The sequence below is a fragment of the Pseudomonas sp. LAIL14HWK12:I10 genome (genome assembly GCF_900184205.1).
Classification (GTDB): Bacteria; Pseudomonadota; Gammaproteobacteria; order Pseudomonadales; family Pseudomonadaceae; genus Aquipseudomonas; species Aquipseudomonas kermanshahensis.
In genome coordinates, this window is the sequence record NZ_FXWU01000004.1 from 1 (window position 1) to 15,857 (window position 15,857).

7 protein-coding genes are annotated in these 15,857 nt (G+C 62.0%); all 7 read right to left on the reverse strand.

Going from position 1 to position 15,857, the window contains the following annotated elements:
• Positions 1-288 precede the first annotated feature (288 nt).
• The 7 genes from QOS90_RS10190 to QOS90_RS10220 all read right to left on the reverse strand — a co-directional run bounded on the left by QOS90_RS10190 (position 289) and on the right by QOS90_RS10220 (position 15,844).
• The gene (locus tag QOS90_RS10190; protein ID WP_085272807.1) at positions 289-1,032 is read right to left on the reverse strand and encodes an outer membrane beta-barrel protein; all 744 of its coding nucleotides are present in this window, start codon (positions 1,030-1,032) and stop codon (positions 289-291) included.
• 294 nt (positions 1,033-1,326) lie between these two features.
• Positions 1,327-2,679, reverse strand: a complete 1,353-nt coding sequence (locus QOS90_RS10195) for an aminotransferase class I/II-fold pyridoxal phosphate-dependent enzyme (protein WP_085272806.1) — start codon at positions 2,677-2,679, stop codon at positions 1,327-1,329.
• 8 nt (positions 2,680-2,687) lie between these two features.
• On the reverse strand, positions 2,688-10,190 hold the full coding sequence (locus tag QOS90_RS10200) for a type I polyketide synthase (RefSeq protein WP_085272805.1): 7,503 nt from the start codon (positions 10,188-10,190) through the stop codon (positions 2,688-2,690).
• Between the two features lie 370 nt (positions 10,191-10,560).
• On the reverse strand, positions 10,561-12,558 hold the full coding sequence (locus QOS90_RS10205) for a polysaccharide biosynthesis protein (RefSeq protein ID WP_027595974.1): 1,998 nt from the start codon (positions 12,556-12,558) through the stop codon (positions 10,561-10,563).
• A 54-nt stretch (positions 12,559-12,612) separates the two neighbouring features.
• The gene (locus QOS90_RS10210; RefSeq protein WP_027595973.1) at positions 12,613-13,632 is read right to left on the reverse strand and encodes an MraY family glycosyltransferase; all 1,020 of its coding nucleotides are present in this window, start codon (positions 13,630-13,632) and stop codon (positions 12,613-12,615) included.
• Entirely contained in the window at positions 13,629-14,594 is a 966-nt protein-coding gene (locus QOS90_RS10215) for a UDP-glucose 4-epimerase family protein (protein WP_027595972.1), read from the reverse strand. The genes QOS90_RS10210 and QOS90_RS10215 overlap by 4 nt, the downstream gene beginning before the upstream one ends.
• On the reverse strand, positions 14,591-15,844 hold the full coding sequence (locus QOS90_RS10220; protein ID WP_027595971.1) for a glycosyltransferase family 4 protein: 1,254 nt from the start codon (positions 15,842-15,844) through the stop codon (positions 14,591-14,593). The genes QOS90_RS10215 and QOS90_RS10220 overlap by 4 nt, the downstream gene beginning before the upstream one ends.
• Positions 15,845-15,857: the final 13 nt, after the last annotated feature.

The following is a 15,857-nucleotide window of genomic DNA, read 5'->3' on the forward strand; positions in this document are numbered from 1 at the left end:
AGCAGCCTTGTGCTGCGAAGACGCCAGTGGCAGCAGCGAAGATTGATTGTGCTAGTACTGGCCTCTTCGCAGCACAAGGCTGCTCCTACAAGGGACTGCGCCTGGCGAAAGCCCTTGCGTGCGCTCAGTTATTCCTTCGGTCAGCACCGACACCTGTAGGAGCAGCCTTGTGCTGCGAAGACGCCAGTGGCAGCAACGAAGATTGATAGTGCTAGTACTCGCCTCTTCGCAGCACAAGGCTGCTCCTACAAGTGGCTGCGCGTGACGAAAGCCCTTGGGTGTGCAAGATTAAAAGCTGACGCCAAGTTTTAGACCGTATTCATCCCGCACCTGAGTGTCCGTTGGGGTCATTACAAACTGCCCGTCCAACTCATATTCAAAGCGGCTGTAATACAACGAGGCAATCACCGGTATCATCCCGTCCTGATTGAACAGCAGGCTCATTTCAGCAAACGGATGAGTGCCATCTTTCAAGTCCACTTTCTCGTTGCTGATGCCATGGATCTCCAATTGCGAATCACCATTGATCAGCTTACGCATGCCGGCTTCGAAACGTAGGGTCGCGGTGTCGAACCGGTAGCTGTAACCCAGCGCCACCTTGGCAAAAGGCGTGCGGTTGGTGAGGTCGATGTCGTACTTGCGGTTGTTCGGCTGCAGGCGGCTCCATTTATAACCGCCGCCCACCAGCAGGTCGACGGAATGGCGCTCAGCCAGCGCAATACGCCAGCCCAGGTCGAGGTCGGCCTGCGCGTCCTTGACCTTCTGGTTCTGGTGCTTGCTATAGAGGCCGCTGAGTTCTGCCTGGTAAATCAACCCGTCGGTTGACGTCATTTTATTGCCGAAATTAATGAATGCGCCGCCTTCTGGCATATGTTCCGTGTCGGTTTTACCGTGCCCGGTGAATTCCTGTTCGGTGTAGCTTCCCTGTAAGCCAAACGCAAAAGCCGGTGCAGTGTGAGAAGTCGCATCGCAAACGGTTGGCACGGCGCAGACGCACACCGATACAACAGCAGCAAGAGTCACTCTGCTCATAAGTACTCCATCGGATACACGACGGGCCCAGGGGGTGGCCCGGTTAATGATCACGATAGTCGTATTTTTTAAAGTTGCAGGCGTTACGCAAACTTTACACAGACACTTTTTCGCGTCGTTTTAAAGAGGAATTATTTAGATGTTTAACACTAGAGCGCTCGAAGTAAGTTCGGCTTTTCTTGCTTCGATTTAATATGATTAGCCGCTTTGCTGTGGCCAGATTCCAGCTATCATTGATGGCTCATTGATGGCACGCCACAAGGGCTGCCAAGCAGCCCCTCAGCCCTTACCCCATCACCCCAGCCGCGCCATCTCTTCAGCGACCACCGCCACGGTGTGCTGGATCTGCTCGGGCGTATGCTCGCACGAGACAAAGAAGCGCACCCGCGCCGCCTGCTCCGGCACGGCCGGGTAGACGATCGGCTGGGCATTGATACCCCGCTCGAACAAGGCACTGGACAACCGCCCCGCCTTGAACGAACTGCCGGTAATCACCGGGATCACCGCAAGCCCGGTGCTGGTGGCGGTGTCCAGGCCCGCTTCACGCGCCAGGCGCAAGAACAACTCGCCCCGCGCCTGCACCTGGGCAACCCGCTCGTTATCCGCCGCCAGCAGCTGCAACGCCGCCAAGGCCGACGCCGCGACCGCCGGCGGCATGCCGACGCTGTACAAAAAGCCCGGGGCCAGAAACTTGAGGTGCTCGATCAGCGCCGTGCTGCCAGCGATATACCCGCCGCAACTGGCCAAGGTCTTGCTCAAGGTGCCCATCCAGATGTCGACGTCATCGCCCGCCAGGCCAAAGTGCTCACGGATACCTTTACCCGTGGCCCCCATCACGCCCAGCGAATGCGCTTCATCCACCATCAGAAACGCTTTGTGCTTGCGCTTGATGTCGACGAACCGGGGCAGCTCAGGGTAGTCGCCGTCCATGCTGTAGATGCCTTCGACCACGACCAGCACCCGCTCGAAGTGCTGGCGCTGCTCGCTCAACAGGCGGTCCAGCGCCTGCCAGTCGTTATGCGCAAAGCTCAAACGCCGTGCACCGGACAACTGAATGCCCTGCAGGACGCTGTTGTGAATCAGCTCGTCATGCACCACCAGGTCGCGCGGCCCGAACAGGTAGCCGATGGTGGTGACGTTGGTGGCATGGCCGCTGACCATCACCACGGCGTCGTCCACCTCGTACAGCCTGGCCAACCCCTGCTCCAGCTCACGGTGCAGCGGGCGATCACCCGAGACCGGGCGGCTGGCAGACACCGAGGTGCCGTAGCGGTCGATCGCCGCCTTGGCTGCCTCGGCAACGCTGGGGTGGCCGGAATACCCCAGGTAGTTGTAACTGGCGAAGTTCAGGTACTCGCGCTCGCCAATCTGGGTCTGCGCGCCGGCGGTGCCTTGGTGCAAGCGGAAAAACGGGTTGCTCAGCCCCAGCCGCTGCGCGGTTTGTTGCATCACCCGCAGGTGCTGGTAACCCGGGTGCTGGTCGAAACGGTAAAACGCTTCAGGCACCTTCAATGCAGCCTGCTGCACCTGCTCCAGGGTGGCACCTTCCGCGCCTTCGGCGCCTGTGTTACGGCGCCGCGCAAGGGCTTGCTGGATCAGGCGTTGCTTGGCGTCACCACCAAGGCCGGTCGGGGTTTTGGCTGTCATCTGAGCTCTTAGTCAATCAATCGGTTAGGTGCCACACTGGTCTCGGCCAGTTCTGCATTCAGTTCAGCCACTTGTTCGGCGCTGAGTTCGCTGCCATGACGGGCGAGCACGTTTTGCGCCAGCTGGTCTTCGCCAGTGCCGGCTTCACCGCGCAACAGCTCAAGCAAGCGCACGCTGAGCTTATCGATGCTGGAACTGTCACTCAGTTCCATGACCGGCAGGCGAATGCCGAAGCGCTCTTCCAAGGCCACCACCAGCTCGACACTCATCAGCGAGTCCAGCCCCAGTTCCTGCAGCGGGCGCTGTGCATCCAGGCGCGCGGGCGGCAGGCGCAGAATCTCGCACACCTCGTGCTTGAGCATCTCGGCAAAGCGCTCGAGCAATTCGGCATCGTCAAGCTCGGCCAGCATGCGCTGAATGTCTTCACCGCCGTTGTCGTCTTCCTGGTCACCGCCGTGGGCACGGGCCAGTTCGCTGAAGCGTGGCGAGGTGGCGGTCGGCAGGAAGCGCGACAGGGCTTTGAAGTCCAGCTCGAGCACGCCTTGGCCGTTGTCACCGCTCAGCAGCATGGCTTCGAGCTGGGCCAGGGCCGCCTCGGCGCGCAGGGCAGCACCGCCCATGCGGCTTTGCAGGGCATCCTTGATCTGGCTGTTGCGGGCCAGGAAGCCGACGTCGTCAATCGCGCCCCACAGCACTGCGGTGGCCGCCAGCCCTTGGGCACGACGGTGGCGCGCCAAGGCTTCGAGCCAGTGGTTGGCGGCGACGTAGTTAGCCTGGCCGGGGTTGCCGAACAGGGTGGTGGCCGACGAGAACATCACGAAGAAGTCCAGCGGCAACGCTTGGGTCAGTTCATGCAGGTACTGCGCGCCCTTGGCCTTGGGCTCAAGCACGCGACGCAGCTGGTCGCCATCGAGGTTGCGGATCAGGCTGTCGTCGATCACTGTCGCCGCATGCACCAGGCCTCGCAGCGGCCATGGGCTGGCTGCGATGCGCTCGAACACCGCGCGCAGCTGGCCGGCATCCGTGATATCGCAAGCCACTGCCTGCACATCGATACCTTGAGCCTGCCACAGCGCCAGCTGCGGCTGAGCCTCGGCACTGGCCGGGCCACGGCGGCCCAGCAGCACCAGGTGGCGGGCGCCCTTGTCGATCAACCATTGCGCCGTGCGCAGGCCGAAGCCACCCAGGCCACCGGTGACCAGGTAACTGGCATCGGCTGCCAGTTGCACGTTACGCAGCGGTTGTTCGCGGGTGTCGACCGTGCGTTCGATCGGGTTGGCGTAGGTGATCACGACCTTGCCGATCTGCCGCGCCTGCTGCATGTAGCGGTACGCTTCGACCACCTGGTTGGCGTCGAACTCGCGGAATGGCAGCGGGTGCAGGATGCCTTGGGCAAACAGCGCCATCATTTCGGCGAACAGGCGACGGGTCAGTTGCGGGCGTTCGCTCATCAGCTGGTCGGCGTCGATGCCGAAGTAGCTGATGTTGTTGCGGAACGGGCGCAAGCCGATACGGGTGTTCTGGTAGAAGTCGCGCTTGCCCAGTTCGAGGAAACGGCCAAACGGCTTCAGCACACGCAGGTTGCGGTTGATCGCCTCGCCCGCCAGCGAGTTGAGCACCACATCGACGCCACGCCCGCCGGTTGCGGCCAGTACCTGGTCGGCATAGGCCAGCGAACGCGAGTCGTAGACGTTGTCCACGCCCAGCAGGCGCAGGAAGTCGCGCTTCTCGTCGCTGCCGGCGGTGGCGTGGATCTCGGCACCCAGCCACTTGGCGATCTGGATCGCGGCGATGCCCACGCCGCCAGCCGCGCCGTGGATCAGCACTTTCTCGCCCGGCTCTACGCGTGCCAAGTGGTGCAGCGCGTAGTACACGGTGAAGAAGGTGCTCGGAATGGTCGCTGCGGCTTCGAACGACATGCCCTCTGGGATGCGTGCCACGGCGTTGGCGTTGGTCACCAGGCGGTTGGCGAAGCTGCACGGGCCAAAGCCCACCACGCGGTCGCCCGGGGCGAAATCGCCAAGCACGTCAGCGCCCTTGCCTTGCACCACACCGGCAAACTCGAAGCCCAGGGTTGGGCCAGAGAAGCCGTTCTCGATCGCCTCATCAGACAGCAGGCCGAGGGCGAACATCACGTCGCGGAAGTTCAGGCCGGTGGCCCGTACGGCGATGTCCAGCTCGTCCGCCGCCGGTTGGCGCGGCTCACGCAGCTCCCAACGCAGGTTACGAAGCTGGCCAGGCAGGTCGAAGCCCAGGCACACCCACTGCCCGGCGCTGTCGGCGCTGGCGGGCTGGTCTGCCAATACACGCAGGCGCGGCACATAGCGGCGGCCTTCGGCGTCCAGCGCCAACTCGGTTTCGCTGTCGGCGTGCAGCAACGAGGGCAGCACGTGGTCGATCGGTGCCGCGTGGGCCAGGTCCAGCAGGCGAATGCGGCAGTTGACCGATTCGTTGGCCAGGGTGCGGCCAAAGCCCCAGAACGCCGCGTCAGCGATGGCCGCGACGTCGGCGGCGGTGTCGGTGCCGTACAGGTGTTCGGCAGCGCCACGGGTCAGCAGCCAGCATTGCGGCGCCAGCGCCAGGGCCTCACAGGCCTGTACCAGTGCGGCTGCCTGCAGGCAGCGCTCAGCCTGGTTGTCTAGGCCGGCGGCGCTGTCGAAGCCTACCAGGTGCAGCACATGCGCCGGCGCCTGGTCCAATGCGCTGAGCTGGGCAGCCAGCGCCTGCGCATCGCCAGGCAGCAGCAGGCTGACGAGCTGGCCTTGGGCACGCAGTTGCGCGGCCAAGCACTCGGCAGCGCCCTGCCCGGCTTCGGCAAGCAACGCCCAGTGTTGCACAGGCACCTCTGCCGAGGCGTGCACAGCGCCCGCAGGCTTGTCGGCCAGCAGCACGTAGCTACCGCACGCGCTGCCAGGCAATGCGTCAACGGTGTGCAGCGGGCCAAGGCCGTGGCGTTGCAGTTCATGGCTCCAGAAGGCCGGGGCCTGCTGACGCGAAAGCGCGTGCTGCGGGCCAGCCAGCCACCAGTCAGGCTCGCCACCGAAGACAAAGTCAGCCCAACGCGCCGGGTATTGCCCCAGCAGCGCCAGTTGGCCATGGGGGTTAAGCTGCGCGCTGGCCTGGCGCAAGGCATCGCCCACTGCGCCAAGTGCGGCGAGGTCGGTCGGCACCAAGACCCAGTCAAAGCGGCCGGCGTCGGCCAGTTGCTCCAGGCTCAGCACGCTCAGCGCAGGGCAATCGTCATGCAGGCGTTGCTGCAGCTCGGGCTCGGCCACAGCGTAGACATAATCGATGCGGTCGAAGTCGAGCCCTGCGTACAGCAGCTCGGCAAACGATGCGCCGCCAAAGCCGATTTCCAGCACACGCAGGCGCTGCCCGGCCGGCAGTTGCTCAAGGCGCAAGGCCAAGGTTTGGCTGATACCGGTAAGCAAGCGCTGCTGGCCGGCCGCACCGAGCACCAGGCGCGCCAAGCTGCTGCCGCTGGTTTCGCGCGGCAACAGGCTTTCGAGCGTTTGCTCGCCCGTCAGCAAGGTCGGCAGGTGACGGCCAATACGCCCCACCGAATGAATGATCTGGAAGTACTCGGGGTAGCTCTGGAACAGTTCCTGCCAGATGGCCTCCGACGACGGGCGCTCGTCGCTGTCGACCAACTGCCAGCTGCCATCGGCGTTGCGCAGCACATTGCCGTCCTGCTCGGCGTGGCGCAGCAGGGTCGCCAGGTAATCGCCCTGGCCCTGGGACCACAGCGCGACCTGTTCGGCGCTCAGCTGGCCACCGGCCTGCTCGACCAGGTCGAGCACAAAGCTGGCACACAGCACATCCAGCAGCGGTTCGACTTCATTGAGGTAACGCAACTGCGCCGGCTCGTGGGCCAGGCTGTGCAGCGCGTCGGCCACCGGCGTACCAGCCACAGCGTGGCGTTGCACCGCAACGGCATTGCCCGGTGCGGCCAGGCCAACGTGGCCGAGGCGCTTGATATCGCCACTGCGGTCGTACTGCAGGCGCACGGCGCGCATGCGCGCATCCTTGATCGCCAGCACGGCAGCGCCGCTGGCATCAAACAGGGTGAAATCAACCAACAGCGAATGCGCGGTGCGCTTGCGCTGGCGTACTTCGGCCAGCACCGGCACAGCACCTGCCGTGCTGAAGGCGATACGCCCCAGCTTGACGGGGATGAAGGCCAGCCCGTTGTTGCGGCCCGGGCGGCTGGCCAGCAGTTCGGTAATCAGCTGGAAGGCACCGTCCAGCAGCGCCGGGTGCAGGTGCAGCGCGTCCAGTTCGTGCTCGATGGCGGCAGGGACGGCCAGTTGCGCCAGCACCCGCTCTTCTTCTACCCAAGCCGCGGCGACGGTCTGGTAGGCCGGGCCGTAGTTCAGGCCGACCGCACAGGTCAGTGCCAGGTGCTGCTCGCCGCTGAAGTCCGCCGGGCGCTGTGGCAGCGCCGGCGCACGGGTGTCCAGCATGACGCCACGGGCTTCGCCCGGCAGGCGCGCGACCACGTGCTGCACCCAGTCTTCATGCTGCGCCAGGTTGCGCGAAATGATGCGCAGCGTGCCGTCGGCCTCTTCGATGTGCACGCGGACTTTTTTGCTGCCCTCGCTGCTCAGCAGCAGCGGGTTGTGGATTTCCAGCTCTTCGATGTCAACGAACTCACCCGGCTGGTGCAACTGCGCCGCCGCCAGGGCCAACTCGGTGAAACCGGCACCGGGGAACAGCACCGACTCGCCCACTTTGTGGTCAGCCAGGGTCGGGAACAGTTGCGTGTCCAGGCGGTTTTCCCAGGTCAGCGGCTGGTCGACGACGGGGTAACCCAGCAACGGGTGCACGCGCTTGCGGTTCAAGGGGCTGTGCGACTCGGCACTCACCGGCAAGCTGAAGTGATCACGCTGCCAAGCATAGTTCGGCAGGCGTACCTGGCGCCCGGCAACCGGGAAGCGCGTTGCCCACTGCGGCTCGACGCCGGCAATCAGCAGGCGGGCCACGGTGCGTTCCAGCAGCAGCGGGCTGTGGTCGTTGCGCTTGAGCGTGCCGACCACCTGGCCAGGCTGCTCGCACTGGTTCAGCACATCGGTGACGTAGCTGCGCAGAATCGCGTGCGGGCCGACCTCGACGAACAGGTTATGGCCGTTGCGCACCAGCGCGTCCAAGGCGCCCTGGAACAGCACCGGGAAGCGGATGTTCTGCCACCAGTAGTGGTTGCCCAGGCGCTCGCCATCCAGCTCGCCGCCGACCACCGTGGAGTAGAACGGGATCTGCGTGGCGCGCGGGCGAATGTGCGCCAGGTCGTCGATGACGGCCTGTTCAATCGGGTTCATTGCTGGCGAGTGGAAGGCGTAGTCCAGGTCCAGTCGGCGGGCGAACACCTGGCGCTCGGCAAGGGTTTCTTCCAGCAGCGTCAGGGCGTCGACCTCACCTGCCAGGGTGGCGCCACGGGCACTGTTTTCACCGGCGACGACCAGGCGGCCGTCCAGCTTCAGTTCAGTGATCAGCTCGCCAGCGGCTTCACCCGACAGCCCCACGGCGGTCATCTGCCCGGTACCGCGGGTCAGCCCTTGCAGGCGGCTGCGGTGGTAGATCACTTGGGTGGCGTCTTCCAGGCTCAGGGCACCACTGGCCCAGGCCGCGGCCACTTCACCGACGCTATGGCCGATCACCGCGACAGGGTGGATGCCTTCGGCGGCCAGCACACGGGTCACCGCCACTTGCAAGGCAAACAGCGCCGGCTGGGCGATTTCGGTGCGGGCATAACGGCCTTCGCCGTTGTCACCCAGCAGCTCGGCGCGCAACGAATAGCCCGCCAGCGGCTGGAACAACGCATCCACTTCATCCACCGCAGCAGCAAACAGCGGTTGACCGAGCATCGCCCGGCCCATGCCTTGCCACTGCGAGCCGTTACCGGAGTAGACGAACACCGGCGCTGAGGCGGCTTCCAGTGCCTGGCCGGCTTCGAGCACCGCGCTCAGTTCACTGAGGGTTGGGTCCTGGGCATAGTCGTCCAGGGCCTGGGCGGCTTCGGCGGCATTGTCGCTGACCAGCAGCAGGCGATGGCTGTGAGCGTCCCGGCGGTACATGGCCTGATAGGCCACGTCGTAATAATCCAGCTCCGGGTGGGCGGCCAAGTACGCGGCAAAGCGCTCGGCGGTGGCGCGCAGGCCTTGTTCGGTCTTGCCGCTGAGCAGCAACGGTACGCGTCGCGCCTCGGCAGCTTTAGCCGGCGCAGCCTGCGGCTCGGGGCTCTGCAGGATGACGTGCGCGTTGGCGCCGCCAAAGCCGAACGAGTTGACGCCGACCGTCAGTTGGCCTTCAGGCTTGAGCGGCAGCGGCTCGGTGACCACCTGCAGGTTCAGGTCGCCAAACGCGATATTCGGGTTAAGCGCCTTGACCCCGATGGTGGCTGGCACGGTGCGTTCGGTCAGGCAGTTGAGCGCCTTCATCAGGCCCGCCACACCGGACGCGGCTTCCAGGTGGCCAAGGTTGCTTTTGACCGAGCCAATCGGCAACGGGTTGCCATTGCCACGCGCCTGGGCCAGTGCTTCGCCGATGGCACGGGTTTCGATCGGGTCACCGACCGAGGTACCGGTACCATGGGCTTCCAGGTAATCGAGCTGGTCGGGGCTGATGCCCGCCTTGGCGTAGGTCTGCTTGAGCAGCGCGGCCTGGGCTTCGGCGTTGGGCAGGGTCAGGCTGGACTTGCGCCCGTCGGTGTTCACCGCACTGGCCGCAACCACGGCCAGAATCGTGTTGCCATCGGCCACGGCCTGGTCGTAATCCTTGAGCAGGAACAACCCACCGCCTTCCGAACGCGCATAGCCATCGCCATTCTCATCGAACGACTGGCAGCGCCCGGTGCGCGACAGCATGGTCGCCTTGGCAAAGATCATGAAGCCAAACGGGTGCATGTGCAGGCTGATGCCGCCGGTCAGCGCCTGGTCGACATCACCGCTGAGGATGGCCTGGCACGCCTGGTGGAAGGCCACCAGCGAAGAGGAACAGGCGGTATCGATGGCCATGCTCGGCCCACGCAGGTCGTAGAAGAACGACAGGCGGTTGGCGGCAATGCTCATGGTGTTGCCGGTGGCGGTTGCACCATCGATCGACGCCAGGTCTTCGACCAGCCGGTAGGACTGCTCGACACCGGCGATGCCCAGGTACACGCCACAGTTGCTGCCGCGCAGGCTCGACGGCTTGACCCCGGCGTTTTCGAAGGTTTCCCAGCACATTTCCAGCAGCATGCGCTGCTGTGGGTCCATCATCCCCGCTTCACGCGGCGAAATATTGAAGAACCCCGCGTCGAACGCGCTGATGTCGCCCAAAGTGCCCGCGGCGAAGGTGTAGCTGGTCGCAGGGTTGGCCTTGTCCGGGTGCAGAAACTCAGATTTCTCCCACCGAGAAGGGTCGACCTGGGTGACCAGGTCGCGCCCCTCCATCAGGTTTTGCCAGAAGCTGGCATTGGAAGATCCAGGGAAGCGGTACGAACAGCCAACGATTGCAACCTTTCTACGCTTAATCAAAACCTATTCCTTCAAATCTCATCGGGCACCGTCCCATCCGTCGGACAGCCGGCATGCCTGGCCTGGCCATGAATCTGGCAGGTCGTTTTATGACACTGATGATCGTCTGGTTATCTGAAGCTGCTATGCACGCTGGGAACGCAAGACTTTTGGTCTGAAGCAGGCGTGGGGATATTCAGATTTGTGTGTGGGGATGATACGCGGGTTGGGGGGGTGGGGAAAACCCTGGGGTGCTGCGGGGTTCACATTAACGCTGGGCGGTAGTGCTGCCCCGCTCTAATGAGGGCCATTACGGCCCTCATGGCTGGCACTGCTAATCGTGTAGAACAGGCCGCTGCTATAAGGAGCGGCCTTGTGTCACAGAGGAAGCTTACAGGTCCAAGCGCCGCTGCTGATAAATCCAGTCAACGATTTCCCCTTCCGGGGCATAGCCGATCACTGTTTCACGCAGCAACTGACGCACCCGTACAAAATCATCTGCAGACGCCGCGCCCAGCAACTGGTTCAGAGCGTCCTTGAGCTCGTCCCAAGGGAGGAAGTCCTCGCTTGCACTCATGATCATCGGGTGGCGGGTCGCTAGCACGTTGTCACCGATCAACAGCTCTTCGTAAAGCTTCTCGCCCGGCCGCAACCCGGTGAACTCGATAGCGATGTCACCCATGGGGTTGCGTTCGGAGCGGACGCTGAAACCGGACAGGTGGATCATCTTCTCGGCCAACTCGACGATCCGCACTGGCTCGCCCATGTCGAGTACGAACACATCCCCGCCCTTGCCCATCGAACCCGCCTGGATCACCAACTGCGCGGCTTCGGGAATGGTCATGAAGTAGCGGGTGATTTTCGGATGGGTAACGGTCAGCGGGCCGCCGGCCTTGATCTGCTTATGGAACAGCGGGATTACCGAGCCCGATGAGCCCAGCACGTTGCCGAAACGGACCATGGTGAAGCGGGTTTTGTTGACCTGCGAAACATTGCCCCCATCGCCAAACAGTACGGGCGCCAACTCGCGGCTCAGGGCCTGCAGGGTCATCTCGGCAAGGCGCTTGGTACTGCCCATCACGTTGGTCGGGCGTACCGCCTTGTCGGTCGAAATCAGCACAAAGTTGGCGACCCCCGCCTGCAATGCTGCTTGCGCGGTGTGCAAGGTACCAATGACGTTGTTCAGCAAGCCTTCGCTGATATTGTGCTCGACCATCGGTACATGCTTGTAGGCCGCAGCATGGTAAACCGTATCGACCCGCCAGGTTTTCATGATGTCGAGCATCTGCGCCTGGTTACGTACCGAACCCAGGATCGGCAACAGGCAAACAGACAGCGACTCACGGGCAATGCGCTGTTCCAGTTCAGAAAGAATGCTGTAGAGGTTGAACTCGCTGTGATCGAACAGCAGCAGCGTTTTCGGGGACTGCGAAAGAATTTGCCTGCACAGCTCGGAGCCGATCGAGCCACCGGCACCGGTGACCAACACGGTTTGTTCAGCGATGCAACGTTCAAGCAGGTCGCTTTGTGCGGGCACCGGGTCACGGCCCAACAGGTCGGCGATGTCCACTTCCTGAATATCATCCACCTTGACCTTGCCGCTCGCCAGGTCGATGAAGCTGGGCACACTGCGCACATGCAGCGGGAAGTCTTCGAGGAAGTTAAGGATCTCCCGACGGCGGGTGCGGGTCGATGACGGCAGTGCCAGCAGGATTTCCTGAGCGCCGGTATCGTCGATCAACTGCTGCAGTTGCTCTGGGCGATACACTTGCAAACCCGCGATCACACGGTCGGTAATGCTCGGGTCATCGTCGATGAATGCCACCGGCCGCATGGCTTTGTCCATGCGCAGCGCCGTTGCCAATTGGTTACCGGCGGCGCCGGCCCCGTAGATTGCCACCCGTGGCAAGCCATCGTCTCGTTGAGCGAACGGTACGTGCTGGACGGCGGCAGCAAACCAGTCACCCAGGAAGTACTGGCGCATGGCGAGCCGCAGGCCACCGACCATGATCAGGCTCAACCACCAGTAGTTGAAGGTGATGGAACGCGGCACTACGTTCTGATGGTTGCTGGACCAATAGATGATGAAGCCGAGGATCAGCGCAGACAGCGTGACCGCCTTGATGATGGCGATCAGTGCGTCGTTACCAAAATAACGCATCACCGCGCGGTACAGCCCGAAGCGAATGAAGAGCGGGATCGACACTACCGGCGCGCACAGGAACAACCAAGTGTGATCGATGATCGGGTTTGCCAGTTCATCGATACCGAGGCGGACCACAAAGGCCAGCCACAAGGCGACCCATATCAGTACGATATCCGTCAGCACCTGAAGCAGCCGCTTATGCCTTCGCGGTAGAGCCAGTAGTTTTCTACGCACCTTATCCATAATTCCTCTGAGGGCTTTCCTCACAGACCCTTACACTGCGTCTGCAACATAACGCTACAACCGATCTTCCAATTCGCCTGCACGAAACCTCATGGCCAACACCACCAGGGGTACGTAGGCCAGAATAACGCCAAGTGCGCCATCCAGCCCGAAATGCACCACGCAAAAGGCGATGGGCAGCAACCAGCAGAGATTGATAGCAGCAACGGTCAAGGTTACTGGCAGATGCTTACCGTAGTGGCGCGAAGCAAACTGGTAGGCATGGCTTCGGTGGGCCTCATAGACCTTGTCACCGCGCAGCAACCGCCTGACCAGGGTGTAGGTTGCATCCACGATGAACACACCGAGCAGTATCAACCAACACCAGAACATAGGGGGTGACGTCCAGGCGGCCTGAAGCGATAGCCCTCCCAACACGATACCTATGAATCCGCTGCCTGCATCACCCATGAAGATTTTCGCTGGTGGGAAGTTCCAGAACAGAAAACCCGCTACGGCGGCGGCGAGCAAGAAAGGAAGCACAGCGGCGGTATCGAACCCTGCAAGCCAGTATAGCCACGCGGCGCTCAGGCAAGCGGTGATAGCTTCCACGCTTGCGATACCGTCAATGCCATCCATGAAGTTATACAGGTTGAGCAACCACACTAGATAGACAGCAGCAAGCAAGCCGCCCAACCAGCCGAGGTCCAACGACCAGCCGAACAGTGGCAAGGGTGGAAGTCCGCCCATCCAGCCCAGCATCCAAGCAGCGGCAAGAAAATGCCCCAACAGCCTCCAACGCGCTGCAATATGCCCATGATCATCCATAAAGCCAATGACCGCGATCAAACCACCGCCACCTGCAAGCGCAACAAGCACGCTCAGTTGACCTACCCCCAACAGCATCAGCCCAACGACAACCAGCAAAAACGTCAGCACGATGGCCACGCCGCCGCCTCTGGGCGTCGGTACCGTATGGGAACTGCGCGCATTCGGAATATCGATGACACTTCGCGCCAATGCGTAACGGCGCAAACCGGCGGTGAGCAGCAGTGACAGTATCAATACTGCAGGAAGACACCACAAAAGCATCATTTCTTATCGTTTTCCTGATAGTGCCTGGCAACGGCCAGAAGCGCCGCATCCACCTTCACTGGCGGATGCCAATCGAGCAAATCGCGAGTTTTGCCAGTATCCACCTGCAATGATCCACACAGCCTTCGAGACAACCCTCCCTTGCCCAGGGCCTTGGCACCTGCAGTCAGCATCCACGCAGGCACCGGCAGCAGCCGGGCGCTTTTGCCAAGTGCCTGCGCCATGCGACGCAGCAATGCGGTAGTGGACAAGTCTTCGCCGTCACTGACCAGGAAGGTTTGATTCGCGGCAGCCGGGTGGTCTATGCACGTTACGACCAGATCAACAAGGTTCTCCAAAGCAACCAGGCTGCGACGGTTATCGATCGCCCCGAATGGCAACGGCATGCCTCGATCGAGCCAACGCATCATGTTCAGGAAGTTGGCTTTCACCCCCGGGCCGTATACCAATACAGGGCGAATGATCACTACTTCCAGGCCAGATTGTTGCGCTAGCTTCTGCAACCCGACCTCGGCTTCCATTTTGGAGACGCCGTAAGGATCTTGCGGCTGCGGCAGGTCATCAGCCGTGTAAGGCTTGCCTGGCTGGGTCTCTTCACCGTTGACCTTGATCGAGCTGATGAATACGAACCGCTTGACACCAGCTGCAATGGCCTGGCGGGCCAGCGCAAGCGTCCCCTCCACATTGACACGACGAAACGCAGCCAGTGGGTCGACTTCAGTGTCATTCATCACATGAACACGAGCAGCGCTATGCACCACCACGTCGCATTCGGTAAGCGCCCCTTCCCACGCGTTGTCATCCTCGAACGACTCGAAGGCGACCGTTCGCACGGGTGATGACAGCGCACCACTGCCGCGACGAACAGCGGCAATCACATGCTCACCGTCAGCCAACAACCGTCGCAGTACTGCACTTCCCACAAAGCCGCTGGCTCCGGTGAGAAAAACCTTATGACTCATCGTCCTGACCTTCTCAATGTGGCATTGCTGAAGAGCTGTTCAAGGCGCGTCAACAGTGCTGGCTTGGCGAATTCCTGCTCATAGTATCGTCGCCCTGCCTCCCCCATTTGCTGCCGCTGTACTGCGGGCAGAGCTGCCAAGCGGCCGGTAATCGTAGCCAACCCCGTGCCACTGCCGGACTCACACGCAAAACCTGCACCCGAGGCTTCGATAACGCGTGCCGCCTCGCCATTGATCATGCCAAGAACCGGCCGCCCGGATGCCAAGTAAGCCTGAACTTTTCCAGGAATGGTCTTCTCGAAAACATCATTGGTCCGCAGGGACACCAACAATGCATCGGCCTGAGCGAACAGTGGCGGCATCGCTTCCAGCGGATGCCTGCCAAGCAGCAGCACGTTATCCAGCGATCGGCTGCGCACCTGTTCCTCAAGCCAGCCGCTCATGCGGCCATCACCGACGATTACCCAGCGCACGGCAACCGTTCCACGCAGCGCCTCTGCAGCATCGAGAATCGCGGGGAAGTCCTGCGCCTCGCCAACGTTACCGGCAAACACCACGGTAAACACCGACTCATCACGCTCTATTAGCGCTGAAGGTTCCACGGTTTTAGCCGAGAAATCATCCTCAGCCCAACTGGGGAAATACACCAGGCGCTCGGCATCGATAGGTTTGGTGCAATAGCGACGTACGTTGTCGAAAAAACCATGTGATTGCAGCAGCAAATAGTCAGTGCGGTTGTAGATCCACGAGACTACCTTTCCAACCAGCCCCAACAACTTCGGGCTATGGATGACATTCACAGCGCGCAACGTTTCTGGCCACAAATCGAGCACCCAGACAAAAACCGGGGCACGCTTAAGGCGCCCTATCACAACCGCAGGTATTGCGGAAAGAATAGGCGACACCGCGTAAACAAACACCGCATCAAAACGCCGGCGCCTCAGCTTGAAGGCACCCAGCACAGAGGCACAGACCAGAAATGAGAGGTAATTGAGGACCAATTGGATGGCGCGCTTGCCGCGTGGCACCAACGGCACCCTTACGACCTCAGCCCCTTCATAGTTGGCGAAGCGCCCAGGGTTATCTTTGAAGTCCTGAAAAACCGTCCCTTCGGGGTAGTTTGGCCACCCGGTGAGTACCGTGACTTCGTGCCCCTTTTCGACGAAGTCGCGCACCAGGTCATTGACCCGCATGTTCTCCGGCCAGAAGTACTGGGTAACGACTAGAACCTTGAGTTTTTTTTGCGATATCCCTTCCACAGAA

Excerpts from the sequence above, each read along its gene's own strand:
- QOS90_RS10205 (WP_027595974.1), bottom strand. The coding sequence starts at position 12,558 with ATGGATAAGGTGCGTAGAAAACTACTGGCTCTACCGCGAAGGCATAAG.
- QOS90_RS10190 (WP_085272807.1), bottom strand. The coding sequence starts at position 1,032 with ATGAGCAGAGTGACTCTTGCTGCTGTTGTATCGGTGTGCGTCTGCGCC.
- QOS90_RS10215 (WP_027595972.1), bottom strand. The coding sequence starts at position 14,594 with ATGAGTCATAAGGTTTTTCTCACCGGAGCCAGCGGCTTTGTGGGAAGT.
- QOS90_RS10210 (WP_027595973.1), bottom strand. The coding sequence starts at position 13,632 with ATGATGCTTTTGTGGTGTCTTCCTGCAGTATTGATACTGTCACTGCTG.
- QOS90_RS10195 (WP_085272806.1), bottom strand. The coding sequence starts at position 2,679 with ATGACAGCCAAAACCCCGACCGGCCTTGGTGGTGACGCCAAGCAACGC.